At 69.3% G+C, this 24,363-nt stretch carries 24 protein-coding genes; 12 read left to right on the forward strand and 12 right to left on the reverse strand.

Features of this window, described 5'->3' with window-relative positions; genetic code table 11:
* Positions 1-34 precede the first annotated feature (34 nt).
* On the reverse strand, positions 35-982 hold the full coding sequence (locus ACTJKK_RS06470) for a DsbA family protein (RefSeq protein ID WP_247956672.1): 948 nt from the start codon (positions 980-982) through the stop codon (positions 35-37).
* Positions 983-1,219: 237 nt separating this feature from the next.
* Between ACTJKK_RS06470 and ACTJKK_RS06475 the strand changes: the two genes are divergently transcribed.
* Complete coding sequence (locus ACTJKK_RS06475) at positions 1,220-2,323, forward strand: ABC transporter ATP-binding protein (protein WP_247625011.1); 1,104 nt, start codon at positions 1,220-1,222, stop codon at positions 2,321-2,323.
* A gap of 80 nt (positions 2,324-2,403) precedes the next feature.
* Positions 2,404-3,714: a DUF4032 domain-containing protein gene (locus ACTJKK_RS06480; protein ID WP_247625012.1), complete on the forward strand. Its 1,311-nt coding sequence runs from the start codon at positions 2,404-2,406 to the stop codon at positions 3,712-3,714.
* Between the two features lie 27 nt (positions 3,715-3,741).
* Here ACTJKK_RS06480 and ACTJKK_RS06485 read toward each other — a convergent pair whose 3' ends face one another.
* The 5 genes from ACTJKK_RS06485 to ACTJKK_RS06505 all read right to left on the reverse strand — a co-directional run bounded on the left by ACTJKK_RS06485 (position 3,742) and on the right by ACTJKK_RS06505 (position 8,662).
* Positions 3,742-4,383, reverse strand: a complete 642-nt coding sequence (locus ACTJKK_RS06485) for an NAD(P)-dependent oxidoreductase (protein WP_440747392.1) — start codon at positions 4,381-4,383, stop codon at positions 3,742-3,744.
* 30 nt (positions 4,384-4,413) lie between these two features.
* A complete protein-coding gene (rlmB, locus tag ACTJKK_RS06490; RefSeq protein WP_247625014.1) occupies positions 4,414-5,418 on the reverse strand; it encodes a 23S rRNA (guanosine(2251)-2'-O)-methyltransferase RlmB in 1,005 nt (334 codons plus the stop codon).
* Positions 5,411-6,820 carry a cysteine--tRNA ligase gene (cysS, locus tag ACTJKK_RS06495; RefSeq protein ID WP_440747393.1) on the reverse strand — a complete coding sequence of 470 codons (1,410 nt, stop codon included), beginning with the start codon at positions 6,818-6,820 and terminating at the stop codon, positions 5,411-5,413. The genes rlmB and cysS overlap by 8 nt, the downstream gene beginning before the upstream one ends.
* 65 nt (positions 6,821-6,885) lie before the next feature.
* Complete coding sequence (gene ispD, locus ACTJKK_RS06500) at positions 6,886-8,103, reverse strand: 2-C-methyl-D-erythritol 4-phosphate cytidylyltransferase (RefSeq protein ID WP_440747394.1); 1,218 nt, start codon at positions 8,101-8,103, stop codon at positions 6,886-6,888.
* A 76-nt stretch (positions 8,104-8,179) separates the two neighbouring features.
* Positions 8,180-8,662, reverse strand: a complete 483-nt coding sequence (locus tag ACTJKK_RS06505) for a CarD family transcriptional regulator (RefSeq protein ID WP_247625017.1) — start codon at positions 8,660-8,662, stop codon at positions 8,180-8,182.
* A 134-nt stretch (positions 8,663-8,796) separates the two neighbouring features.
* Here ACTJKK_RS06505 and ACTJKK_RS06510 point away from each other — a divergent pair, with 134 nt between their 5' ends.
* The gene (locus ACTJKK_RS06510) at positions 8,797-9,270 is read left to right on the forward strand and encodes a DNA modification methylase (RefSeq protein ID WP_247634196.1); all 474 of its coding nucleotides are present in this window, start codon (positions 8,797-8,799) and stop codon (positions 9,268-9,270) included.
* Positions 9,271-9,358: 88 nt separating this feature from the next.
* Here the strand turns inward: ACTJKK_RS06510 and ACTJKK_RS06515 are convergent, their stop codons facing one another.
* On the reverse strand, positions 9,359-10,042 hold the full coding sequence (locus ACTJKK_RS06515) for a response regulator transcription factor (RefSeq protein WP_247625019.1): 684 nt from the start codon (positions 10,040-10,042) through the stop codon (positions 9,359-9,361).
* Positions 10,039-11,259: a sensor histidine kinase gene (locus ACTJKK_RS06520; protein ID WP_440747395.1), complete on the reverse strand. Its 1,221-nt coding sequence runs from the start codon at positions 11,257-11,259 to the stop codon at positions 10,039-10,041. The genes ACTJKK_RS06515 and ACTJKK_RS06520 overlap by 4 nt, the downstream gene beginning before the upstream one ends.
* A 221-nt stretch (positions 11,260-11,480) precedes the next feature.
* Here ACTJKK_RS06520 and phoU point away from each other — a divergent pair, with 221 nt between their 5' ends.
* Complete coding sequence (gene phoU / locus ACTJKK_RS06525; RefSeq protein WP_247625021.1) at positions 11,481-12,179, forward strand: phosphate signaling complex protein PhoU; 699 nt, start codon at positions 11,481-11,483, stop codon at positions 12,177-12,179.
* A 70-nt stretch (positions 12,180-12,249) separates the two neighbouring features.
* On the opposite strand, the gene ACTJKK_RS06530 is transcribed toward phoU, so the two are convergent.
* The gene (locus ACTJKK_RS06530; protein ID WP_247625022.1) at positions 12,250-12,999 is read right to left on the reverse strand and encodes a phosphoglyceromutase; all 750 of its coding nucleotides are present in this window, start codon (positions 12,997-12,999) and stop codon (positions 12,250-12,252) included.
* A gap of 58 nt (positions 13,000-13,057) precedes the next feature.
* Here ACTJKK_RS06530 and ACTJKK_RS06535 point away from each other — a divergent pair, with 58 nt between their 5' ends.
* Entirely contained in the window at positions 13,058-13,882 is an 825-nt protein-coding gene (locus ACTJKK_RS06535) for a class I SAM-dependent methyltransferase (protein ID WP_440747396.1), read from the forward strand.
* Positions 13,883-13,902: 20 nt separating this feature from the next.
* On the opposite strand, the gene ygfZ is transcribed toward ACTJKK_RS06535, so the two are convergent.
* From ygfZ to ACTJKK_RS06550, 3 genes are all read right to left on the reverse strand, one after another.
* On the reverse strand, positions 13,903-15,024 hold the full coding sequence (gene ygfZ, locus ACTJKK_RS06540; protein WP_440747397.1) for a CAF17-like 4Fe-4S cluster assembly/insertion protein YgfZ: 1,122 nt from the start codon (positions 15,022-15,024) through the stop codon (positions 13,903-13,905).
* Position 15,025: 1 nt separating this feature from the next.
* Positions 15,026-15,628 (reverse strand): FABP family protein, encoded by a 603-nt coding sequence (locus tag ACTJKK_RS06545; protein ID WP_440747398.1) that lies wholly within the window; start codon positions 15,626-15,628, stop codon positions 15,026-15,028.
* 153 nt (positions 15,629-15,781) lie between these two features.
* Positions 15,782-16,078 (reverse strand): hypothetical protein, encoded by a 297-nt coding sequence (locus ACTJKK_RS06550; protein ID WP_247625026.1) that lies wholly within the window; start codon positions 16,076-16,078, stop codon positions 15,782-15,784.
* Between the two features lie 73 nt (positions 16,079-16,151).
* Between ACTJKK_RS06550 and ACTJKK_RS06555 the strand changes: the two genes are divergently transcribed.
* The 7 genes from ACTJKK_RS06555 (at position 16,152) to pstB (ending at position 24,255) form a co-directional block, all read left to right on the forward strand.
* Positions 16,152-16,835, forward strand: a complete 684-nt coding sequence (locus ACTJKK_RS06555) for a winged helix-turn-helix transcriptional regulator (protein WP_247625027.1) — start codon at positions 16,152-16,154, stop codon at positions 16,833-16,835.
* A gap of 52 nt (positions 16,836-16,887) precedes the next feature.
* Positions 16,888-19,053 (forward strand): RNA degradosome polyphosphate kinase, encoded by a 2,166-nt coding sequence (locus ACTJKK_RS06560; RefSeq protein WP_247956680.1) that lies wholly within the window; start codon positions 16,888-16,890, stop codon positions 19,051-19,053.
* Positions 19,050-20,024 (forward strand): NUDIX hydrolase, encoded by a 975-nt coding sequence (locus ACTJKK_RS06565; RefSeq protein ID WP_247625029.1) that lies wholly within the window; start codon positions 19,050-19,052, stop codon positions 20,022-20,024. Before ACTJKK_RS06560 ends, ACTJKK_RS06565 begins: the two co-directional genes overlap by 4 nt.
* 154 nt (positions 20,025-20,178) lie before the next feature.
* A complete protein-coding gene (locus tag ACTJKK_RS06570) occupies positions 20,179-21,282 on the forward strand; it encodes a phosphate ABC transporter substrate-binding protein PstS (RefSeq protein WP_440747399.1) in 1,104 nt (367 codons plus the stop codon).
* A 100-nt stretch (positions 21,283-21,382) separates the two neighbouring features.
* Positions 21,383-22,345 carry a phosphate ABC transporter permease subunit PstC gene (gene pstC / locus ACTJKK_RS06575; protein ID WP_247625031.1) on the forward strand — a complete coding sequence of 321 codons (963 nt, stop codon included), beginning with the start codon at positions 21,383-21,385 and terminating at the stop codon, positions 22,343-22,345.
* A 1-nt stretch (position 22,346) separates the two neighbouring features.
* The gene (gene pstA / locus ACTJKK_RS06580) at positions 22,347-23,447 is read left to right on the forward strand and encodes a phosphate ABC transporter permease PstA (protein ID WP_247634190.1); all 1,101 of its coding nucleotides are present in this window, start codon (positions 22,347-22,349) and stop codon (positions 23,445-23,447) included.
* 28 nt (positions 23,448-23,475) lie between these two features.
* Positions 23,476-24,255, forward strand: coding sequence for a phosphate ABC transporter ATP-binding protein PstB (gene pstB, locus ACTJKK_RS06585; RefSeq protein ID WP_247625033.1), 780 nt, complete (start codon positions 23,476-23,478; stop codon positions 24,253-24,255).
* The last annotated feature ends 108 nt before the right edge of the window (positions 24,256-24,363 follow it).

A 24,363-nucleotide genomic window follows, 5' to 3' on the forward strand; every position in this document is an offset into this window, starting at 1 on the left:
TGGCGGAGGTCTCCCGACCTCTCGGGCTTCCGACTTACTCGGCCGGAGTCTCGGTCGGTGTTGGCGTCGGCGTCGCGGTGGCCTGGTAGTACGCGTCGCTGGCGACCGTGAGCACGAACTGCGAGAACTCGGCCGGGTCATCGAGCGCGCCGACGTATGCCTCGCCGTTGGCGACGATCATCGGGGTCGACGCGAGCACGAGGTCATCGGAACCGGGCAGCGGACCCTCGAGTGCACGGGTCGTCGCCTCCTTGGCCCAGGTGAGGTAGTCGCCGTCCTGGATGCAGCTGCGCACCGTCTTGGTGTTGTCGACGCCGACGGCCCCCGCGAGATCCGCGAGTTCGCTGTCGGACAGCCCGTCGGTGTTCACCTCGGGCTGGTCGTCGAGCAGGTCGTGGTTGAAGGCGTAGAACTGGTCGGGCGAGTGCGTCGCGACGCAGGCGGCCGCAGCGGCGGCGCGCAGCGAGTACTTGGTTCCGTTGGAGCTCGCGGTGAGCAGGGCGACCGGGTGGTAGGTCACGGTGACCGCACCCTCGCTGATCCAGTTGGTGAGTTGGCGGGCGTTGGCGCGCTCGAACTCACCGGCGTCATCCGACAGGTAGTCCACGTAGATGTGGATGTCGACCTTCTGAGCCGTAGTGGGCTCGGCCGTCGGCTCGGCGGGGGCCTCGGCCTCGGAGGAGTCGGGGGTGGGCGTGGCCGTACCGGCATCGGATGCCGCAGATGCGGAGAGCTCGGAGACGACGACGCCGTCCCCGTGCATGCCGGTCGGCGAGAGCTGGGGCTTCGAGACCTGCGCCGACACCGCGAGCGTCACGGCGGTACCGATCGCGCCGACGGCGACCACCGCGAGCGTCCCGATGATGATCCGTCGCATGATGCGCGCACGGGACTGCGCTGCATGCACTCTCTGTGCCTTCTCCCGCACAGCCTCGCGGGAGTTGCGAGGGGTGGGGACGTTCGGCGTTTCGTCGCTCGACATCGTTCCTCTTGAAAGTCTCACGGGGGCAGGGTGGCCCCGATCATCGGATATCGGATAGGCGACGATCGCCGCGTTGCACGGCCGGATTCGATGTTAACCATCGCACCTGAGAAATACCCAGATGCCGCGGTCCATGTCATACTGAGGGCGACCCAATGAGGGGTCACGGCGGGTCGAACCGCCGCATCCATCACTACGGATCGTCCGGCACGTACCTGCCGGTGAAGGAGAAACACAATGGCATCTGTGACTTTCGACGAGGCCACCCGCCTCTACCCGGGCGGCACCCGTCCGGCCGTCGACAAGCTCGACCTCCAGGTCGCCGACGGCGAGTTCCTCGTCCTCGTCGGACCCTCCGGTTGCGGTAAGTCCACGTCGCTCCGCATGCTCGCCGGCCTCGAAGAGGTCAACGCGGGCCGCATCCTCATCGGCGACCGCGACGTCACCGACGTCCCGCCGAAGGACCGCGACATCGCGATGGTCTTCCAGAACTACGCGCTGTACCCGCACATGACGGTCGCCGAGAACATGGGCTTCGCGCTCAAGATCGCCGGCGTCGGCAAGGAAGAGCGCGCCACCCGCGTGCTCGAGGCCGCCAAGCTGCTCGACCTCGAGGAGTACCTGACCCGCAAGCCGAAGGCCCTCTCGGGTGGTCAGCGTCAGCGTGTCGCCATGGGTCGCGCGATCGTGCGTCAGCCCCAGGTCTTCCTCATGGACGAGCCGCTGTCGAACCTCGACGCCAAGCTGCGCGTGCAGACGCGTACGCAGATCGCGTCGCTGCAGCGCCGCCTCGGCGTCACCACGGTCTACGTCACCCACGACCAGACCGAGGCCCTCACCATGGGTGACCGCATCGCGGTGCTCAAGGACGGCCTCCTGCAGCAGGTCGGCACGCCGCGCGACCTGTACGAGAAGCCGAACAACGTGTTCGTCGCCGGCTTCATCGGCTCCCCCGCCATGAACCTGTTCACGGCGGACCTCGCCGAGGGCGGCGTGCGCTTCGGCACCGAGGTCGTCCCGCTCGAGCGTGACGCGGTCGCCGGCGCGAACGGCACGCAGGTCACGGTCGGCGTGCGTCCCGAGGACATCACGGTCGGACCGGCCGACGGCAAGGGCCTCTCGGTCGTCGTCGACCTCGTCGAGGAGCTCGGCGCCGACGGTTACCTCTACGGCCACACCGACATCAACGGCAAGCGCACCGACCTCGTCGCGCGCGTCGACGGTCGCAGCCACCCGAACGCCGGCGAGACGGTCACCCTGGCCGCCAACCCGGGTCACGTCCACGCGTTCGACCTCGAGTCGGGAAGCCGCCTGAACACGGCTCCGGTCGTCTCGGCCTGATCGCACACACCACTCGCGGCGCGGGTCGACTTCGGTCGCCCGCGCCGCGTCTGCGTCCACCCCGACTTCCCAGGAGCGCCATGCAGGATTCGCTGCGCATCACCGCCAGCACCGTCGACCCCGGCCTCCTCGGCCTCCCCTGGTCGACGACGCTCGCCCGCTGGCCCTCCGAGCACATCGTCTCGCTCCCGAAGGGTCTGTCGCGGCACCTCGTGCGCTTCGCCGATCTGTCGGGACGGGTCGTCGCGGTGAAGGAGACCACCGAGGAGATGGCGCGCCGCGAATACGAGATGCTCGGCAACCTCGCCCGCCTCGACGTGCCCTGCGTCGACCGGGTCGCCGTCATCGCCGGGCGAACGGATGCCGACGGCGAAGCGCTCCCGGCCGCCCTGGTGACCTCGCACCTGCGCTTCTCGATGCCGTACCGTGCGCTGTTCACCCGCGTGCTGCGCCCCGACACCGCCACTCGACTCGTCGACGCGCTCGCCCTCCTGCTGGTGCGCCTGCACAACGTCGGCTTCTACTGGGGCGACGTATCGCTGTCGAACACGCTGTTCCGCCGCGATGCGGGCGCGTTCGCGGCGTACCTCGTCGACGCCGAGACCGGCGAACTGCACGAGGAGGGGCTGACCGACGGGCAGCGCGCCTACGATCTCGATCTCGCCCGCACGAACATCGCCGGCGAGATCATGGACCTGGCCGCCGGCGGGCGCCTCGAGAACGGTGTGGACGCGGTCGCGATCGCCGACGGCATCGTCTCGTCGTACCGGTCGCTCTGGGCCGAGCTGACCGCACAGGACTCCTTCTCGGCATCCGAGACCTGGCGCATCACCGAGCGCGTCGAGCGGCTGAACGCCCTCGGTTTCGACATCGACGAGATGTCGATGACGACCACGGCCGACGGCGCGGTCGTCGAGATCCAGCCGAAGGTCGTCGATGCCGGCCACCATCAGCGGCGACTCATCCGCCTCACCGGCCTCGACGTCGAGGAGAATCAGGCACGTCGCCTGCTCAACGACCTCGACGAGTTCCGTGCGCGTTCCACCAAGCAGTGGTCCGATGAGGAGATGTACGCGCACGAGTGGCTGACGCGCGTCTTCGAGCCCGTCGTGCGCGCGATCCCCTACGACCTGCGCGCGAAGCTCGAACCGGCGGAGGTGTTCCACCAGGTGCTCGAGCACCGGTGGTACCTGTCGCAGGCGCAGGGACGCCCGGTACCGCTCGCCGAGGTGCTGACGAGTTACATCAACGAGGTGCTCCGCCACCGTCGCGACGAGGCCACGATCATGGGGCCTCCCACCGAGACGATGAGCCTTCCCGTCATCACCGGCGCCACGCGCACCACCGACGAAGACGAGGACGGCGACATCGACTGGCGCGATCTCGTCTGATCCTCGGGGCGCGATGCCCGTTCGCGGTCAGTAGCCGACGGTGAACCGCTCGCGGTGGTGGTTGCCCTGCTCGATCTCGTCGACGACCGCGACGGCGAAATCCGCGCCCGAGATGTAGGACTTGCCGTCGGCGTCGCGCACGAGCACGTCTCCGCCGTCACGGTAATGGCCGGTGCGCTCGCCCTCGGCCCAGGGCCCGAAGACCTCCGCGGGGTGCACGAAGAACCAGTCGAGCGAGGCATCCGTGCTCTCGAGGAACGCGAGCGAGTCGATTCCCACCTGCGCCTCGTGCTTGTACTCCTCGGGGAAGTCCTGGTCGAACAGTCGCGGGCCGCCCGGGGCGACCAGGCTGCCGCCCGCTCCTCCGACCACGCCCAGGCGCGTGCCGGTGCCGCTGAGCTGTCGGGCCACGCCCTCGAGCGCGTCGAGCACACGGTCCTCCATGTCGCCGCGCGGGGAGAGCGCGGAGACCACCGCATCCGCCCCTGCGAAGGCGCCGGCGAGAGGAGCGAGGTCCAGCACGGAGCCCTGGATGTACGCGACGCCCTCCACGGCATCCGTCGGCACCGAGCGCGACACCGCGACGGCCTCGTGACCGCGGCTCACCGCCTCTGCGGCGATGTGACGACCGGCGTAGCCGGTCCCTCCGAGGATGACGATGCGACTCATGCGGGCTCTTCCCTTCGGATGCTGCGGCGACTACTTCGTGGAGCGGATCGTCGCGACCTGGTACAGGGCGACGGAGGTGGCGATGCCGACGTTCAGCGACTCGGTGGCCGTGGAGATCGGGATCGAGACGATCTGATCGCAGGTCTCGCGAACGAGGCGCGAGAGGCCCTTGCCCTCGGCGCCGGCAACGATGACGACCGCGCGATCGGCGAGCTGGAGCGCGGGCAGATCGACGTCGCCGTCACCGGCGAGGCCGAGGATGAACACACCCTGCTTCTTGAACTCCTTGAGCTGGGTGGTCAGGTTCGTCGCGAGCGCGACGGGCAGACGCGCGGCGGCACCGGCGCTCGTCTTCCAGGCGGCGGAGTTCACCCCCGCCGAACGGCGCTGCGGCAGGATCACGCCGTGGCTGCCGAACGCGGCCGCCGAGCGGATGATCGCGCCGAGGTTGCGGGAGTCGGTGATGCCGTCCAGAGCGACGAACAGCGGGACCTGCCCCTTGTCGATCGCCTTCTCGAGCAGATCCTGCGGGTGCGCGTACTCGTAGGGCGGCACCTTGATGGCGACGCCCTGGTGCACGCCGTCGAATCCGGCCATGCGGTCGAGCTCCTGGCGCGTGACCTCGAGCACCGGGATGCCCCGGTGCGTCGCGATCGAGAGCATCTCCTTCACGCGGTCGTCCATCTCGACCCGCTGCGCGATGTAGAACGCCGTCGCCGGGATCTTCGCGCGCAGCGCCTCGAGCACCGAGTTGCGGCCGGTGACGACCTCGGTCTCCGTCGTGTTGTCCTTGGAGCGCGCCGAACGGTTCGGGTTGCCGCCGGCGGTCTGGCGCTGGCCCGGCTTGCCCTTGCCGCCAGATGCGGCGTAGCGCTCGGCCGCGGCCTTGCGCTTGCCGGCGGGGTGCCAGGCGCGGTCCTCGGCCTTCGGCGTGGGTCCGCGTCCTTCGAGCGCCTTGCGCCCGAGACCGCCGGTGCCCTTGGTGGGGCCCTTCTTGTTGCCCTTGTTCGCGCCGGGGCGCTGTGGCTTAGCCATCGATACTCCAATGAGTTCCGGCCGGAGTATCCTCCAGCGTGATTCCTGCGGCTGCGATCGCGTCACGGATGCGATCGGCTGCCGCCCAGTCCTTGTCGGCACGCGCCTGTGCGCGCTGGGTGATCATCGTCTGGACGAGTGCGTCCAGTGCGGCGGCCTCGGCTCCCCCGCCGGTGCCGTTCCACTGCGAAGAGTGCGGATTGATCCCCAGGACGAGCGTCATCTGAATGACGTCCATCACGTCCTGCCTCGCCTCATCGTACTTGCCCGCGTCGAGGAGCGCATTCCCGGAGCGGATGCTCGTATGGATCGCGGCGAGCGCCCGGGGTACTGAGAGGTCGTCGTCCATGGCCTCGACGAACTCCTGCGGGAGTCCCTCCTTCGCCTGGCCCCAGCCCGGCTTCGCGAGGCGCTCGCCCCGTTCGAGGAAGGTGCGGATGCGTCCGAGCGCAGCCTCGGCCTCCGTCCACGACGACTCCGTCAGGTCGAGGCTCGAGCGGTAGTGCGCGGCCGCGAGCGCGTACCGCACGACGAGCGGATCGCGGGCGGCGAGCACATCGGCGGCCAGCGTGAAGTTTCCGAGCGACTTCGACATCTTCTGCCCGTTCACGGTGACCAGGCCGTTGTGCACCCAGTACCGCGCGAACGCGTCGCCCGCGGCCGTCGACTGCGCCAACTCGTTCTCGTGGTGCGGGAAGCGCAGGTCGAGACCCCCGCCGTGGATGTCGAACTCCGGTCCGAGATAGCGCTTCGCCATCGCGGAGCATTCGATGTGCCAGCCGGGCCGGCCTTCACCCCACGGAGACACCCACCGGGCATCCGCGGGCTCATCGCTCTTCGACCCCTTCCAGAGGGCGAAGTCCTGGGGATTGCGCTTTCCACGGGGGTCGGCGTCCTCCGCCGCCTCCATCGCGTCGATCGATTGGTGCGTCAGCGCACCGTACTCGGCCCACGAGCGCACGTCGAAGTACACATCGCCCGAGCCGTCGGCGGCGGGGTACGCGTGGCCGCGATCGATGAGCAGCGCGATGAGCTCCTGCATCTGCGGGACGGATGCCGTCGCGCGCGGTTCGTACGTCGGGGGCAGGATGCCGATGCCGGCGTAGGCTGCGGCGAACTCCTGCTCGATCCGATAGGCGAGGGCCCACCAGGGCTCCGCGTCGGTGGCGTTCGCGAGCACCTTGTCGTCGATGTCGGTCACGTTGCGCACGAAGGTGACGCGTCCGTGCCGCTTCTCGAGCCAGCGGCGCAGCAGGTCGAAGCTGAGCGCCGCGCGGACGTGCCCGATGTGCGGACCGGACTGCACGGTCGGACCGCACACGTACATCGTGACGTTTCCGGGGTCGAGCGGCACGAAGTCGCGCAGGTCCTGCGCACGGGTGTCGTAGAGGCGGAGAGTCACCGCTCAAGCCTACTCGGCCCGCCCCCGCGCGCCCCGAGAGTGACGCGCAGGCCGCGGTCGGTGGTTCAGGGCGCCGAGGCCGGGAAGACGAGTGCGGCCGCGGTCACGGCGATGCCCTCCCCGCGCCCCGGGAAGCCGAGCGCATCGGTGGTCGTCGCGGTCACCGAGACGGGGGCACCGCCGAGAGCATCCGAGAGCGCCCGCTCGGCCTCGGCACGGCGCGCGCTGAACCGGGGATGGTTGCCCTGGAACTGCGCCGAGACGTTGCCGATCACGAACCCCGCCTCGCCGAGCAGTTCGCGGGTGCGCGCCAGGAAGACCGCGGCGTGCGCGCCCGCGTACTCGGGATGCGCGGTGCCGAAGTGCTCACCGATGTCGCCCAGGCCGGCAGCACCGAGCAGTGCGTCGACGATGGCGTGCGCGACCGCGTCGCCGTCGGAGTGCCCCGAGAGCGCCGGTTCGCCGGGCCACCGCAGTCCGGCCAACCACAGGTCGCCCTCTCCGCCGAAGGCGTGGACGTCGGTGCCGAGGCCGACGCGCGGCAGGTTGGGAGCGGATGCCGGCACGTGCAGGGGCAGCGTGGGCGCCTCGGCGAGCAGCCGGCGCGCTCGGTCGAGGTCGTCCGGCGTCGTGATCTTGAAGGCGCGGGCATCGCCGGGGATGTGTCGGACGGCGTATCCGGCGGCGGCGAACAGCGCGGCGTCGTCGGTGTACTCGATCCCCGCAGCGGCGGCGGCGTCGTACGCCGCCTCGAGCGCGGTGCGCGGGAAGCCCTGGGGAGTCTGCGCCGCGGCGAGCTCGGAACGATCGACCGGGGCGACGATGCTGTCGCCGTCGACCCGCTTGAGGGTATCGATCACCGGGAGCGCGGGGATGATGCCGGTGCCCTCGGCGACAGCGGCGGCGACGGCGTCGATCTGTGCGGGCGGGGTCAGCGCACGAGCGGCGTCGTGCACCAGCACGGTGCGCACATCGCCCCAGAGCGCCGCGATCCCCGCCGCGACGGACTCCTGGCGCGTGTCCCCTCCCACGACGACCCGTGCGAGGTCGACGCGATCCCCGGCGGCCTCGCGCACCTCGGTCTCGGCGTCGCCTTCGAAGCCCGCGGGCGCGACGACGATCACCTGCGCGGGGGCGGCGGCGAACACGCCGTCGAGGGCGTGGCGCAGGATCGAACGCCCGTCGATTCCGACGAGGGCTTTCGGCGCGCCCGCCGCCAGGCGGGTACCGGATCCGGCGGCGACGACGATGACCGCGACGTGCGGCACGGGAAGCAGAGTCACGTCTTCACGCTACCGCCTGCCGGGAACGACGAAGGGGGCGGATGCCGAAGCATCCGCCCCCTTCGGGAAACTCGGATCAGGACGCGAGGACCTCGTCGAGCATCGCGCCCGCCTTGTCCTCGTCGGTCTTCTCCGCGAGCGCCAGTTCGGAGATGAGGATCTGACGAGCCTTCGCCAGCATCCGCTTCTCTCCGGCGGACAGACCGCGGTCCTGGTCACGGCGCCACAGGTCGCGCACGACCTCGCTCACCTTGATCACATCGCCGGAGGCGAGCTTCTCGAGGTTCGCCTTGTAGCGGCGCGACCAGTTGGTGGGCTCCTCGGTGAACGGAGCACGCAGAACCTCGAACACGTGGTCGAGGCCCTCCTTGCCGATCACGTCGCGGACACCGACCAGGTCGACGTTCTCGGCAGGAACCTCGATGATCAGGTCGCCCTGTGTCACATTGAGCTTCAGGTACTTCTTCGCCTCACCCTTGATGATGCGCTCCTTGACCTCGATGATGGTCGCAGCGCCATGGTGCGGATAGACGACGGTCTCGCCAACCTCAAAAAGCATAAAAACGTATCCTTTCGGCAACCTCAAGGATACCACAGGGGTTATGCGCTAAGGTTTGCGCCCCCTCGTCCCGAGGCGCGGTCCGCGTACCCGTAGAATGGTTGCGGATATCCCGTCGTACCCCAGGAGGACCCGTGAAATCGCGCCTTGTTGCGTCTGCTGCCCTCAGCGCCGTCGTTCTTCTCGGCGCGACCGGATGCACGTTCATCTCGCCGCAGGCGACGAAGATCGAGTACTCCGCCTCGGACGGCGTGAACGTCTCCGACGCCGAGGGCCCGATCGACGCGCGCAACGTGTTCATCGTCGCGAACGAGGACGGCACGGTGGGCAACCTCATCGGCGCCTTCGTGAACCCGACCGACGACCGCGCGACCATCACCATCGCCTTCGCCGACAACGACGCGTTCACCATCACGGTTCCCGCGGGCGACAGCATCAGCCTGGGCGCCGACGCCGAGCCGCTGCGCATCGTCGGCCTCGACTCGAAGCCCGGTTCCACGGTCGAGATCCACTTCCAGTCCGGTGACTCCACCGGCGTGAAGACGGCCATCCCGGTGCTCGACGGCGGCCTCCCCTACTACGCGGATCTGGTTCCCGAAGAGAACTGATCCAGACGCACGCAGAGAAGGCCGGCTCCCTCGGGAGCCGGCCTTCTCGCTGTCCGGAGACCGTCCGGTGCGCTCGGGACGCGGTGGCTCAGGCCTCGAAGCGGTAGCCGAGACCCCGCACGGTGACGAGCATGACCGGCTCGCTGGGGTTGACCTCGATGCGCGAGCGGATGCGCTTGATGTGCACGTCGAGGGTCTTCGTGTCGCCGAAGTAGTCGCTGCCCCAGACCCGGTCGATGAGCTGTCCGCGGGTGAGCACGCGACCCGCGTTGCGCATCAGCACCTCCAGCAGTTCGAACTCCTTCAGCGGCATGTTGATCAGCTGCCCCGCCACCGACACCGTGTGCCGGTCGATGTCGAGCGACACGCGCCCGCCGTCGAGCACGCGCTCGTCGAGCTCGCTGTCGGCCTGCACCACCCGGCGCAGCACCGCCCGCATACGGGCGAGCAGCTCGCGCGAGGAGTACGGCTTCGTGATGTAGTCGTCGGCTCCGAGCTCGAGCCCCACCACGATGTCGACCTCGGAGTCCTTCGCCGTGAGCATGATGATCGGCACCGCCGACGACGAGCGGATCTGACGGCACACCTCGGTGCCCGGCATCCCCGGCAGCATCAGGTCGAGCAGAACGATGTCGGCACCGCGCTCGCGGAACGCCGTGAGCGCCGTCGGGCCGTCCTCGGCGATCTCGACCTCGTACCCCTCCCGACGCAACAGGTACGCCAGCGGATCGGCGAGATCGGGCTCGTCTTCGACGAGGAGGATGCGGGTCATGCGCGATCACCTTTCCGTGCGCGAACGGCACCGGCCTTGGCGGCCTTCCGTTCGCGCTTCTTCTTGCTCTTCTTGCCGGCATCCGCGTTCGGCGGCGCGTCGATCAGGGGAAGCCGCATCGTGAACGTCGAGCCGCGCCCCGGGCGCGACCACAGGCGCACCTCGCCACCGTGCCGCTGCGTGGCGTGCTTGACGATCGACAGGCCGAGGCCGGTGCCGCCGGTGCGGCGCGAGCGCGCCTCGTCCGCGCGGTAGAAACGCTCGAAGATGCGCTCGCGATCCGCCTCGGCGATTCCGATCCCCTGGTCGGACACCGCGATCTCCACGACGCCGTCCTCGGCGCGCACGCCGACCCCGACGCGGGATCCGCTCGGCGAGTACACGATCGCGTTCACGATGAGGTTCCCGACGGCTTCGACGAGGATCTGCGCGTCGCCGCGCACCCAGATCCCGCGGTCTCCGCCGCGCGTGATCTCGACGCCCGCGGCATCGGCCTGCACGACGTGCGCCTCGATGGACTTCGCGATGACCTCGTCGATCGCGACGGGGGTGACGTCGCCCAGGCCGTCGTCGGCCTGGAGCCGGGAGAGGCTCATGATGCGACCGGTCAGCTGCGCGAGACGGCCCGCCTCCGCCGAGATGCGCGTCGCGAAGATGCGCACCTGGGCCGGGTCGTCGGCGGCCGACTCGATCGCCTCCGCGAGCAGAGTCACCGCACCGACCGGGGTCTTGAGCTCATGGCTGGTGTTCGCGACGAAATCGCGCCGCATCTGGTCGAGGCGTTCCTGCTCCGTGACATCCCGGATGATCAGCAGGGTCAGACGCGGTCCGAGCACGCTCGCCCGCGCCGAGACGAGACGCGGGTCGAGGCTCAGCCCCCCGCGGGTGATGCGCATCGACTCCGTCGCCGTGCCGCCGTCGGCGCGCACGCCGCGCACGAGCAGACGCAGTTCCGGGTTGTCGAGGGTCGAGCCCACGTCGATCCCGAACCGCGAGGCGGCGACCGATGCGGCGAGCACGAGGCCCGACGTGTCGACCACGCACGCCGCATCGTCCATGCTCGCGAGAACGTCGACGATCCCCTCGGGAACGGCGCTCGAGGTCTCCTCCGCGACACGGGCCCGCGCACGGTACGCCCAGGCGAGAAGGAGCGAGAGGCCGATACCGATCGCCAGGCCGACGGCCAGGGCGATCAAGGCGATCTGCGTCTCGGTCATATCTCCAGCGTAGAGTGCGTTCACCCTCTCTCCGGCGGGTTTCCGGGCCACAGCGGCAACGAGAGAAGTACTATTCACGTGCTGGGCACCGTTCGTTAACCTTCGGAGCAGACAATCGCTTCGGGCCTGTGCGGGAGCGCGGTCCTGCTCCTCCCGTGCGGACGACCCCGCCGTCTCGCGCTGACACCAGTCGAGATTCACATGAAAGGTTGCGCCCCACCATGCGCGAAGTCTTCCACCAGTCCCTCGAGGACCTGCAGTCCCGCCTCGTGGAGATCGCCGACCTCGTCACGGTCTCGATCGACAAGGCGACACGTGCGTTCGCGACGAGCGACGTCGCGTTGGCCGAAGAGGTCATCGCCGACGACGCCAAGATCGACGAGCTCGCCGTCGCCCTCGACGAGCAGGCCATCGAGATCCTCGCCCGCCAGCAGCCGGTCGCCCGCGACCTGCGCATCGTCGTCACGGCACTGCGCGTCAGCGCGTCGCTCGAGCGCATGGGCGACATGTCCGAGCACATCGCCCAGCTCGCACGCCTCCGCTTCCCGGAGCGCGCCATCCCGAAGGGCCTCAAGGGCACCTTCGTGAAGATGGGCGAGCTCGACGTCGAGATCTCGCGGACGCTCTCCGAGCTGCTGCGCACCCAGGACCTCCGTTTCGCCGACGCGATCCGCAATGCGGACGACGACGTCGACGAACTGCACGCCACCGTCTTCGAGAAGGTCCTCAGCGACAACTGGAAGGGCGAGGCCACGGCCACCGTCGACGCCACGCTCGCCAGCCGCTACCACGAGCGCTTCGCCGACCACGCCGTGGCCGTCGCGAAGAAGTACGTCTACCTGTCGACCGGAGACTGGGCCGTCGCCGAGGACGACATCGCCCTCGCCGTCGAGCAGCAGCAGGAGCTCGGTCACGCCTGACCCGCGGCATCCCCACGACGAAGCCCCCGGCGCCTGAGCACCGGGGGCTTCGTCGTGTCGTGCGTGGAGGTTACTTCTTGCCCTGCGCGGCGACCGCAGCAGCACCGGCGGCGGCGGCCTCGGGGTCGAGGTAGCGGCCGGGACCGGTGGGCACGTTGTTCTCGTCGAGTTCGTAGACGAGCGGGATGCCGGTGGGGATGTTCAGCTCGGCGATGTCTTCGTCGCTGATGCCCTCGAGGTGCTTCACGAGGCCGCGCAGCGAGTTGCCGTGCGCCGTGACGAGCACGGTCTTGCCGGCCTCGAGGTCGGGGACGATCGCGCTCTCCCAGTACGGGAGGAGTCGATCGATGACGAGCTTGAGCGACTCGGTGCGCGGCACCTCGCCGTCGATGCCCGCATAGCGGACGTCGTGCACCTGGCTGAATTCGCTGTCGTCGTCGAGCACGGGCGGCGGCACGTCGAACGAGCGACGCCACAGCTGGAACTGCTCGGGACCGAACTCCTCGAGCGTCTGCGCCTTGTCCTTGCCCTGCAGCGCACCGTAGTGACGCTCGTTGAGGCGCCACGAGCGCGTCACAGGGATCCACAGCCGGTCGGCGGCGTCGAGGGCGATGTTCGCGGTCTGGATCGCGCGGCTCAGCAACGAGGTGTGCAGCACGTCGGGCAGGATGCCGGACTCGGCGAGCAGCTCTCCGCCGCGGCGTGCCTCCTTCTGCCCCTGCTCGTTCAGGCGGACGTCCACCCAGCCGGTGAAGAGGTTCAGTTCGTTCCACTCGCTCCGGCCGTGACGGAGCAGGATGAGGGTGCGCTTCGCAGTCATGCCGTCAGTTTATCCGCCCGGACGGTGCGACCGAACAGGATGCTGGGAGGATGGAGACATGGCGTCATCTCCCCTCGGCAGGCCCACGCGCGGCACCACCGGGACCAACCGGCTGCGGCGCAACGACCGCTGGATCGCCGCGAGCGACGCTCTCCGTCGAGCATCCGATCCCCTCGTCGTCGACCTCGGGTACGGGGCGAGCGGCGTGACCGCGTTCGAGCTGGCGACCCGCCTCGTGCGTGTGCGGCCCGACGTCGAGGTGCGCGGGCTCGAGATCGATCCCGCGCGCGTCGCGAGCGCCGAGACGCAGCTCGCGGAGGTGCGGGCGGGCCGCACGCCGTTCGCCGCCGACCTTCCCGTCTCGTTCGGCCGCGGCGGGTTCGAGGTGCCGCTTCCCGACGGTCGCCGCGCGGCGGTCATCCGGTCGATGAACGTGCTCCGCCAGTACGACGAGCAGGACGTGCCGGATGCCTGGGCGCGCATGACCTCGCGCCTGGCGCCCGGTGGACTGTTGTTCGAGGGCACGTGCGATGAGATCGGGCGCATCGCGAGCTGGATCGACGTCGCCCCTGACGCTGTGCCGCTGCGCTTCACGCTCTCGCTCCGGCTCGCCGATCTCGACCGTCCGAGCATCGTCGCAGAGCGTCTCCCGAAGGCTCTGATCCACCGCAACGTGCCCGGCGAACGGATCCACGCCCTCCTGGTCGACCTCGACCGCGAGTGGGATCGGGCCGCGGGACTATCGACGTTCGGGGCGACCCAGCGCTTCCTCGCGGCCGCGAGCGCGCTGCGCGCACAGGGGTGGCCGGTCCTCGGCGGGCGGACACGGTGGCGTCTCGGCGAGCTCACGCTGCCGTGGTCGGCGGTCGCACCGGCGACCTGACCGCGCCGCGGAAAGCTCGCTTAGACCTGCGCGCGGGGGTCCGGCGCCGACGGGCGACGCGACAGACGGGTGAGGCGCGGGATGTCGGCCGTCGCACCGGCATCCGCCGGAACGATGACCTGCTGCGAAGCCGCGATCTCGAGGCCGTCGGCTCGCACGACGAGGTCGCCGACCGGTGCGCGGCGGCTGAGGATCGCGAGCGCGATGGGCCCGTCCTCGAAGTGCCGGGCCACGGAGGTCAGGTGCCCGACCTCCTCGTCGCCCGCGAAGACGGATGCCCCGGCCTCCGGCAGCACCGCATCGCTGCCGTCGAGCTGCAGCGCGGCCAGACGCCGCGGCGGGTGCCCGAGGTTGTGCACCTTGGCGACCGTCTCCTGCCCGCGGTAGCAGCCCTTGTTCAGGTGCACGGCGCTGCGGATCCAATCGGACTCGTGCGGCAGGGAGCGCTCATCGACCTCGGTCGCCCAGCGCGGACGCCAGGCGGCGACGCGCAAGGCCTCTGCTGCGAGGAGCCCGGCCAGCGCGTCGCGATCGGCCGACACCGCGAGAGCATCCGCGGCCTCGGTCGTCAGCAGCGCGACCCGCCACGCGTAGTCGGCGGCGGGGTGCGCTGCGACCTCGGCGTACTGGTGCCCGCCTGCGGACACGCGCTGCCACGGATCGGCCCAGATCAGGGGCGCACCACTCGGTGCGGCCGCCGCCGTGGCCACCACCGACGCGATCGCACCGCCGTCGAGGAATCCGATCGGAACGAGATCCGGACGGATGCCGACGGAGGCCTGCGCGCGGAACTTCATGCGGGTCAGCCATCCGGCGAGCGCCTCGGCGTCACCGGCATCCGCCAGCAACCAGGTCGATGCGCCGTCGTCGAGGACTCCGGCCGCGTGCTCGACCCGACCCTGCGGGTCGAGGATCAGCAACTCGGTGCTCTCACCCGGAGCGAGACCGCCGAGCGCCTGCGAGGTGATGGAGTCGAGCCAGCTCAGCCGCTCGGGCCCCGCGACCTCGATCACGACCCGATCGCCGAGCGGGACGAACGCAGCTCCCTCGGCGAGACGGCGCTGCTCGCGGAACGCGTCGCCGAAGTGCGCGATCACGTCTCCGTCGGAGACGGCGCCGTCGATCTCGGCGAATGCGCCCATCTCAGACCTTGGCCAGTCGCGCGGAGGCGTGCGAGCGCAACGGGGTGCCGAGGGCCGCGATGTCCCAGGCCCACAGCAGGTGGCCGTCGACCAGTCCGTACATCCGCGAGGAGGCGGTGTGCACCTTGGCTCCGGAGCTGCGCACCACGGCATCCGTGGCGATATCGATGCGCGGGCCGTTGATCTCACCCAGGTACAGCTCGAGCGCACCGTCGGCGTGCGCGAGCGACACCTCGATCGGGAAGCCGCCGCTCTCGGCGCGCAGCTCCTCGACGTCGTCGACCGTGCGGGCCACGGCGTCCGCAGTCGGGGGCAGCAGTGCCGGACCGGCATCCGCGTCCGTCGCCGGGCGCGCGAGACGCCAGAAACCGGTCTCGGCCAGCAGGGCGGAGGCCGGGGAGCCCTCCTCCGTGAGGAAGGTGGCGGTCGCCGAGTAGTTCAGGAACGGGCCGCCGTCATGGCTGAAGCTCACGCGATGCGTGAACTCGCCCTGCAGCCGCTCATCTCCGATGGGGTAGTCGATGACCCCTGTTCCCTCCCAGACGCCGATCAGCCACGAGAGCGGGGCGAGGTCGGCCGGGAGGTCGGTGGGAAGCTCGAGCACGATCGGCTCAGCGCTGGCCGCGGAAGAGGTTGCGCAGCACGACCGCCGAGACGAAGACGATCGCGAGGCTCGCCAGACCCAGCAGGCCGATGAAGAAGAGTTCGAGCGCCATGAGATCCATGGCTCCCACCCTACCGCGCGTGAGCGCGACTGTCAGGCGGAGGCGGTGGCGAGGGCGGCGAGCCCGAATCCGACCGAGATCACGCCCATGAGCAGCAGCGCGCCGATCACGCTCCCCGCCACCCGGAAGATGAATCCCTCGGTGCGGCCGTACCAGAGCTGCACGGCGAAAGAGAGGAGCACGGCGCCGCCGAAGGCCACCAGCATCCACGGGATGCGCCACTCCTCACCGACCAGGATGCCGATCGCCACGGCGCCCACCAGAGCGACCGCCCAGACGGCGACCACGCCGGCGAGCGGGCTGCGCGGAGCGAGTGCGGGTTGCGTCATGCGTCCATTGTCACTCATCGACCCCGGTATTATTGCCGCACGGCGTTGACCCGCGCGCCGGTGAGGAGTACGCGTGCCCCAGATCCTGGTCTTGACGAATGCTCCTGCCGAGGAGTCGGTCCTGCCCGCGCTGGAGCTGCTCAGCCACACCGTCCGCCAGATCCCCGCAGAGCCCGCGCGGCTGGTGAGTGCCCCCGAGTACGACATCGTGATCGTCGATGCCCGCACCGACCTCGCGGGCGCCAAGTCGCTGTGCCGTCTGCTCCGCGCGACCGGCCAGGAGGCGCCGCTGCTGCTCATCGTCACCGAAGGCGGCATGAGCGCCGTCTCCGGCGACTGGGGCATCGACGACGTGCTGCTCTCGACCGCCGGCCCCGCCGAGACCGACGCCCGCCTGCGGCTCGCGATCGCGCGCCGCGACGACGCTGCGGCTCCGACGCGTGTGCAGGCATCCGGCGTCACGATCGACGAGCAGTCGTACTCCGCCAAGCTGCACGGCAAGCCGCTCGACCTCACCTACAAGGAGTTCCAGCTCCTGCACTTCCTCGCCACGCACCCCTCCCGGGTGTTCACGCGCGAGCAGCTGCTCAGCGAGGTCTGGGGCTACGACTACTTCGGCGGCACGCGCACGGTCGACGTGCACGTGCGGCGCCTGCGGGCCAAGCTCGGCGACGCCGATCAGATCATCGGAACGGTCCGCAACGTCGGCTACCGCTTCAACGTGTACGAGGACGACACCCTGGTCGGCTCGCGGTAACCGAGGGCATCCGTTCACGCGCGTGTCACCTCTCGGTGCTTAGATGTACCCCATGATGGATCCCGCTCTCGCCGACGCAGGTCTCGGCGATGCCGAAGACGACGACTTCGATGCCGTCGAGGCCCCCGACTCGCTCCTCCCGGACCACCGGTACCTCGATCGCGAGCTGAGTTGGCTCGCGTTCAACCAGCGCGTGCTCGAGCTGGCCGAGGATCCCTCGCTCCCCGAACTCGAGCGGGCGAACTTCCTGGCCATCTTCGCCAGCAACCTCGACGAGTTCTTCATGGTGCGCGTCGCCGGCCTCAAACGGCGCATCATCACCGGCCTCGCCGTGCCGACCAACATCGGCCGCTCCCCCTCCGACGCCCTCGCCGACATCTCGCGCGAGGCGCATGCGCTGCAACTGCGGCACGCGGATGCCTGGACATCGCTCGTGCGCCCCGCCCTCGCCGACGCCGGTGTCGAGATCACTGAGTGGGACGAGCTGACCGACGACGAGCGCGCGGGCCTGACCGATTACTTCCAGGCCCAGGTGTTCCCGGTGCTCATGCCCCTCGCGGTCGACCCGGCGCATCCGTTCCCCTACATCTCGGGGCTGTCGCTCAACCTCGCGATCCGCATCCGCAACGCACGCACGGGTCGCCAGGAGTTCGCGCGCCTCAAGGTGCCGCCCATGCTGCCTCGGTTCGTGGAGGTGCCGGGCAACAGCGAGATCTCGCGCTACCTGCGCCTCGAAGAGCTCATCGCCAACCACCTCGGAGACCTCTTCCCCGGTATGGAGGTGCTCGACCACCACGCCTTCCGCCTCACCCGCAACGAAGACGTCGAGATCGAGGAGGACGAGAGCGAGAACCTCATCCAGGCGCTCGAGGCCGAGCTGCTGCGCCGCCGGTTCGGACCGCCGATCCGCCTCGAGATCACCGACGACATGGACGACGTGACCCTCGAGCTGCTGGTGAAGGAGCTCGACATCACCGACCAGGAGGTCTACCGCCTCCCCGGGCCGCTCGACCTGCGCGGACTCTTCGGGCTCTCGCGCATCGAGCGCCCCGATCTGCGGTACCCGCCGCACGTTCCGACCACGGCCGTCGCGTTCCAGCCCGGCGACAGCAGCACGCGTGCCGACATGTTCAAGGCCATCCGCAAGTCCGACGTGCTCGTGCACCACCCGTACGAGTCGTTCACCACGAGCGTGCAGGCGTTCCTCGAACAGGCTGCCCGCGACCCGCACGTGCTCGCCATCAAGCAGACCCTCTACCGCACCTCGGGAGACAGCCCCGTCGTGCAGGCACTGATCGACGCCGCCGAAGCGGGCAAGCAGGTGCTCGCCCTGGTCGAGGTCAAGGCACGGTTCGACGAGGCGAACAACATCGTCTGGGCGCGCAAACTCGAGAAGGCCGGCGTGCACGTCGTGTACGGCCTGGTCGGGCTCAAGACGCACTGCAAGCTCGCCCTCGTGATCCGCGAGGAAGACGGCAAGCTCCAGCACTACTCGCACGTCGGTACCGGAAACTACAACCCGAAGACCAGCCGCATCTACGAGGACTTCGGGCTGTTCACCGCGGACGCGCAGGTCGGGAAGGACCTCACCCGCCTCTTCAACGAGCTGAGCGGCTACGCGATCGAGAAGAAGTTCAAGCGTCTGCTCGTCGCGCCCCTGCACCTGCGCAAGGGACTCGTGCGCCAGATCGACAACGAGCGCGCCAACGCCGTCGCCGGCAAGCCCGCGCACATCCGCATCAAGGTCAACTCGATGGTCGACGAGGAGATCATCGACGCGCTCTACCGTGCCAGCGTGGCCGGGGTGAAGGTCGACGTGTGGGTGCGTGGCATCTGCAGCCTCCGCACGGATCTCGACGGCATCAGCGACAACATCACGGTGCGCAGCATCCTGGGCCGCTATCTCGAGCACTCGCGCATCTTCGCCTTCGAGAACGGCGGCGATCCGCAGATCTACATCGGCAGCGCCGACATGATGCACCGCAACCTCGACCGACGCGTCGAGGCGCTCGTCCGTGTCACCGAACCCGCGCATCTGAAGGAGCTCCTGGCGTTCTTCGACCTCGCGATGGATCCGGGGACGAGTTCCTGGCACCTCGGCGCGGCCGGCGTGTGGGAGCGCCACGCCGCGGATGCCGACGGCAAGCCGCTGATCGACCTGCAGGATAAGACCATGGGTCAGATTCAGCGACGCCGGCGTGCGCGGGCGGTTCGATGACGGTCGGACAGACCTTCGCAGAGCGGTCGAAGTGGACGGACAAGGCCGTCTACGCGGCCGGTGCCGTCGTCTGGCGCATCGTCGACGGCAAGCTGCGCATCCTGCTGATCCACCGCACCAAATACCGTGACGTCACTCTGCCCAAGGGCAAGGTCGATCCCGGCGAGATGCTCGCCGAGACCGCCGTGCGCGAGGTGCAGGAGGAGACCGGCATCCGCGTCTCCCTGGGCGTTCCCGTGGGCGTGAGCCGCTACAACCTCGCGTCGATGAAGCAGAAGGTCGTGCACTACTGGGCCGCCGAGGCCACCGACGACGCGATCCGCGCGTCGACGTTCGTGCCCAACCGGGAGATCGCGGCGATCGAGTGGGCCAGCGTGAAGAAGGCCAGGGAGCGCCTCAGCTACCCGGTCGACCACGAGATCCTCGATTTCTTCGCCCGTCTGGTCGAGGACGGCGCGCTGCGTACGTTCCCACTGATCGTGCTGCGGCACGCCAAGGCGTTGTCGCGTTCCGAATGGGACGGTACGGATGCCGAGCGTCCGCTCGCCGATCGCGGGCGCCGACAGGCGAAGTCGATCGTCGGCCCCCTGCGCGCGTTCGGCGTGCGGAAGATCGTGACGAGCGACGCCGTCCGATGCGTCGAGACCGTGAAGCCGCTCGCCAAGGCGCTCGATCGCAAGGCCGTGCGCACCGAGCTCATCAGCCAGGACGCCTGGGAGGACGGAACCTCCGATCTGCGCTCGGTGGTCGGGCGGCGCGTACGCTCCGGCAAGCCCGCCGTGCTCTGCAGCCACGGGCCCGTTCTGCCCGGCCTCCTGTCCGAGATCGCGCTCGCGACCGCCACGATCCAGGGCTCCTACCTCAGCAGCGCGGCCGACCTCGAGCCGGCGGCGTTCTCCGTGGTTCACCTCTCGGCCACGAACCCCGGATCCGGCATCATCTCGATCGAGACGCACATTCCGAAGGTCTAATGCGGCCCGGAATTCCGGGGGTAGCACCCCAGAGAGTCGACAGCCGTTCACCTTCCGTTCACCCGCGCGGGAGAGTCTCGTTAACCGCCGCGCTTAGCGTCACTGTGTGCCCTGCACCGGGCCTCAACCCCTCCCACGATCGAACGGATCCACAGTGAAGATCTCCCGAATCGCTCGCATCGGCGCCATCGGCGCCGTCGCTGCTCTCGCCCTGGCCGGTTGCGCCGCGAACGAAGGCGGCACCGGCGGCTCGTCCGACGCCCCCTCCGACTCCACGCTCTCGGGCACCATCGACGCCACCGGCGCGTCGTCGCAGACCGCTGCGCAGGAGGCGTGGGTCGCCGCGTTCCAGACCGCGAACCCCGACGTCACCGTCAACTACGAGCCCACCGGCTCCGGCACCGGCCGCGAGAACTTCCTCGAGGGCGGCAGCAACTTCATCGGCTCCGACCGTGCGTTCAACGACGAGGAGATCGCCGCCGGCGGCTTCGGCGCCTGCGCGACCGACGACATCGTCGAGGTCCCGCTCTACATCTCGCCGGTCGCCGTCGCGTTCAACATCGAGGGCATCGACACGCTCAACCTCGACGCAGCCACGATCGCGGGCATCTTCGCCGGCACGATCACCAACTGGAACGCTCCCGAGATCGCCGCGCTGAACGACGGCGTCGAGCTGCCCGACCTGGCGATCTCGCCGGTCCACCGCTCCGACCCCTCGGGCACGCAGGAGACCTTCACCAAGTACCTCTCGGCGACCGCCGGTGACATCTGGACCTACGAGCCGGCCGACGTCTGGCCGATCGAGGGTGGCGAGGCCGCTCAGGGCACCTCGGGTGTCGTCCAGGCCATCACCGCGGGCAACGGCGCGATCGGCTTCGCCGACGCCTCGCAGGTCGGCGACCTCGGCCAGGTGCACGTCGGCGTGGGCGGCGACTTCGTCGCCTACTCGGCCGAGGCCGCTGCCGCGCTCGTCGAGGGCTCGCCCCTCGTCGAGGGACGTGGCGCCGGAGACCTCGTCTTCGACGTCGACCCAGCATCCGCTGCCGAGGGTTCCTACCCGATCGCGCTGGTCAGCTACCTGATCGCGTGCGAGCAGTACGAGGACACCAACGTCGCCGAGCTCGTCAAGGCGTACCTCACCTACATCGCCAGCGCCGAGGGCCAGGAAGCCGCCGCGGACAACGCCGGCAGCGCCCCGATCTCGGACTCGCTGCGCGAGCAGGTCCAGGCCGCGATCGACCTGATCCAGGTCGGCTGATCCAGCCGATCGACTGATGGCGGTGCCCCCGCGTCCCGATCGGACGCGGGGGCTCCGCCCGGTCAGCCCCCGTTCCACCCCGCCCCGAAACAGGGAGACCATGAGCACGACCGCGCAGGCGCCCGCAGCGCCGCACGCACCGATCAAGGCCAAGCAGCGTCTCGGCGACCGGGTGTTTTCCGGTACCGCTCTCGGAGCGGGGATCATCATCCTCGTCGTCCTCGCGCTGGTCGCCGCCTTCCTCATCATCCAGAGCATCCCGGCGTTCCAGCTCGACACCACCGGCAACCACATCCTCAAGGGCGAATCCTTCTGGGTGTACGTCTGGCCCCTCGTCTTCGGAACGCTCTGGGCCTCGTTCATCGCGCTGCTCATCGCCGCACCGATCTCCATCGGCATCGCGCTCTTCATCTCGCACTACGCGCACCGTCGCCTCGCCGCCTTCCTCGGCTACGTGATCGACCTGCTCGCCGCGGTCCCCTCCGTCGTCTTCGGCCTCTGGGGCGGCCTCGTGCTCGCCCCCCTCCTCCAGCCGATCTACGCCTGGCTGAACACCCACGCCTCCTGGGTGCCGTTCTTCGGCGGTCAGGTGTCGTCGACGGGAAAGACGATCCTCACGGCATCCCTCGTGCTCGCCGTGATGTGCATCCCGATCATGACCGCCATCTGCCGCGAGGTCTTCCTGCAGACACCGAAGCTCCACGAGGAGGCGGCGCTCGCGCTCGGCTCCACCCGCTGGGAGATGGTGCGGATGGCCGTTCTGCCGTTCGCGCGCGGCGGTATGGTCTCGGCGGCGATGCTCGCCCTCGGCCGCGCACTCGGCGAGACCATGGCCGTGACCATGGTGCTGTCGCCCTCGGCCGTCGTCAGCTTCCTCGTGCTCACCGCGACGAACCCGACGCCGATCCCCGCCAACATCGCCCTGGCCTTCCCCGAAGCGCACGGCACCGGAGTCAACACGCTCATCGCGACCGGCCTCATCCTCTTCATCGTGACCTTCGCGGTCAACGCGTTGGCGCGATGGATCGTCGCCCGCCGCGCCGAGTTCTCGGGAGCGAACTGACATGACCGTCCTCACCCCCACCCCGACCGCCGTCGCCTCGGCCCCGGCAGCGTCGCTCACCGCGGGCAAGCTTCCCCGGTGGACCCCATGGGCCCTGCTCGGCGGATCGCTCGCGGTCAGCGCCGCCGTCTTCGGCGTCGCCGCGATCGGCACCAGCCTCGCGGACTTCAACATCGCCGGCACCGTCATCATCGGGCTCCTGCTCTACATGGTGCTCATCACGGTCATCTCCTCGATCGTCGAGAGCCGCCGAAAGGCCGTCGACCGCCTCATGACGGCGCTCGTCGCGACCGCGTTCCTCATCGCGCTGCTGCCGCTGATCTCGCTGCTGTGGACGGTCGTCTCCAACGGCATCGAGCGCTTCGACGCCGAGTTCTTCAGCTACTCGATGCGCAACGTGATCGGCGACGGCGGCGGCATCGTCCACGCGATCTGGGGCACGCTCCTCATCACCCTCACGGCGACGGTCATCGCCGTGCCGATCGGACTCATGACCTCGATCTACCTCGTCGAGTACGGTCGCGGCAAGATCGCGAAGGCGATCACGTTCTTCGTCGACGTCATGACCGGCATCCCCTCGATCGTCGCGGGTCTGTTCATCTACGCGGTCTTCGCGCTGATCTTCAAGCCGGGCATCTCGATGGGCATCATGGGCGCCCTCGCCCTGGCCGTGCTGATGACCCCGGTCGTCGTGCGAGGCAGCGAGGAGCTGCTCAAGATCGTGCCGAACGAGCTCCGCGAGGCGTCGTACGCACTCGGTGTACCGAAGTGGCTGACGATCCTCAAGGTCGTCCTCCCGACGTCGATCGCCGGAATCACGACCTCGGTCATGCTCGCGATCTCGCGCGTGATCGGCGAGACGGCTCCCCTGCTGCTCACCGCCGGGTTCACGCAGAGCCTGAACACCAACATCTTCAACGGCCAGATGATGACCCTTCCGGTGTTCGCCTACAACCAGTACATGAATCAGGGCACCAACCCGGACGCGTCGCTCGCCCGGGCCTGGGCCGCTGCTCTCACCCTCATCCTCATCGTCATGGTGCTGAACCTGCTCGCGCGTCTCGTCGCGAAGCTGTTCGCCCCGAAGACCTCCGGCCGCTGAGCGCCCGACCACTCAGAACAGGAAACACGTGTCCAAGAGCATCGAAGTCAACGACCTCAACGTCTACTACGGCAACTTCCTCGCCGTGGAGGGCGTCTCCCTCGACATCCAGCCGCGCAGCGTCACCGCGTTCATCGGCCCCTCGGGCTGCGGCAAGTCCACGTTCCTCCGCACCCTCAACCGCATGCACGAGGTCATCCCCGGCGCTCGCGTCGAGGGCGAGGTGCTCCTCGACGGCAAGGACCTCTACGGCCCCGGCGTCGACCCCGTGCTCGTGCGTCGCCAGGTGGGCATGGTCTTCCAGCGCCCCAACCCGTTCCCCACGATGTCGATCAAGGAGAACGTGCTCGCGGGCGTCAAGCTCAACAACAGCCGCATGTCGAAGAGCGACCAGGACGACCTCGTCGAGAAGTCGCTCACCGGCGCGAACCTGTGGAACGAGGTCAAGGACCGCCTCGACCGTCCGGGCTCCGGCCTCTCGGGTGGACAGCAGCAGCGTCTCTGCATCGCCCGCGCGATCGCCGTCTCGCCCGAGGTGCTGCTGATGGACGAGCCGTGCTCGGCCCTCGACCCGATCTCGACCTACGCGATCGAGGAGCTGATCGGCGAGCTCAAGAACGAGTTCACGATCGTCATCGTCACGCACAACATGCAGCAGGCGTCGCGCGTCTCCGACAAGACCGCGTTCTTCAACATCGCCGGCACCGGCAAGCCCGGCAAGCTGATCGAGTACGACGACACCACGTCGATCTTCACCACCCCGTCCGTGCAGGCCACCGAGGACTACGTCTCGGGCCGCTTCGGATGATCTGACGCCGTCGGCCGTCTGACAGGGCTCGGGGACTTCGGTCGCCGAGCCCTGCCGCGCGCCCTCCCCTCCCCGGCCCCGCACGACTTCGGAGACCTGGTGCCCGCC

This window comes from Microbacterium sp. 22179, assembly GCF_052045715.1.
Taxonomy (GTDB): Bacteria; Actinomycetota; Actinomycetes; order Actinomycetales; family Microbacteriaceae; genus Microbacterium; species Microbacterium galbinum.

Coding starts and splice junctions, on each gene's coding strand:
- ACTJKK_RS06470 (WP_247956672.1), bottom strand. CDS start 982: ATGTCGAGCGACGAAACGCCGAACGTCCCCACCCCTCGCAACTCCCGC.
- ACTJKK_RS06475 (WP_247625011.1), top strand. CDS start 1,220: ATGGCATCTGTGACTTTCGACGAGGCCACCCGCCTCTACCCGGGCGGC.
- ACTJKK_RS06480 (WP_247625012.1), top strand. CDS start 2,404: ATGCAGGATTCGCTGCGCATCACCGCCAGCACCGTCGACCCCGGCCTC.
- ACTJKK_RS06485 (WP_440747392.1), bottom strand. CDS start 4,383: ATGAGTCGCATCGTCATCCTCGGAGGGACCGGCTACGCCGGTCGTCAC.
- rlmB (WP_247625014.1), bottom strand. CDS start 5,418: ATGGCTAAGCCACAGCGCCCCGGCGCGAACAAGGGCAACAAGAAGGGC.
- ACTJKK_RS06505 (WP_247625017.1), bottom strand. CDS start 8,662: ATGCTTTTTGAGGTTGGCGAGACCGTCGTCTATCCGCACCATGGCGCT.
- ACTJKK_RS06515 (WP_247625019.1), bottom strand. CDS start 10,042: ATGACCCGCATCCTCCTCGTCGAAGACGAGCCCGATCTCGCCGATCCG.
- ACTJKK_RS06520 (WP_440747395.1), bottom strand. CDS start 11,259: ATGACCGAGACGCAGATCGCCTTGATCGCCCTGGCCGTCGGCCTGGCG.
- phoU (WP_247625021.1), top strand. CDS start 11,481: ATGCGCGAAGTCTTCCACCAGTCCCTCGAGGACCTGCAGTCCCGCCTC.
- ACTJKK_RS06530 (WP_247625022.1), bottom strand. CDS start 12,999: ATGACTGCGAAGCGCACCCTCATCCTGCTCCGTCACGGCCGGAGCGAG.
- ACTJKK_RS06535 (WP_440747396.1), top strand. CDS start 13,058: ATGGCGTCATCTCCCCTCGGCAGGCCCACGCGCGGCACCACCGGGACC.
- ygfZ (WP_440747397.1), bottom strand. CDS start 15,024: ATGGGCGCATTCGCCGAGATCGACGGCGCCGTCTCCGACGGAGACGTG.
- ACTJKK_RS06550 (WP_247625026.1), bottom strand. CDS start 16,078: ATGACGCAACCCGCACTCGCTCCGCGCAGCCCGCTCGCCGGCGTGGTC.
- ACTJKK_RS06560 (WP_247956680.1), top strand. CDS start 16,888: ATGATGGATCCCGCTCTCGCCGACGCAGGTCTCGGCGATGCCGAAGAC.
- ACTJKK_RS06565 (WP_247625029.1), top strand. CDS start 19,050: ATGACGGTCGGACAGACCTTCGCAGAGCGGTCGAAGTGGACGGACAAG.
- pstC (WP_247625031.1), top strand. CDS start 21,383: ATGAGCACGACCGCGCAGGCGCCCGCAGCGCCGCACGCACCGATCAAG.
- pstA (WP_247634190.1), top strand. CDS start 22,347: ATGACCGTCCTCACCCCCACCCCGACCGCCGTCGCCTCGGCCCCGGCA.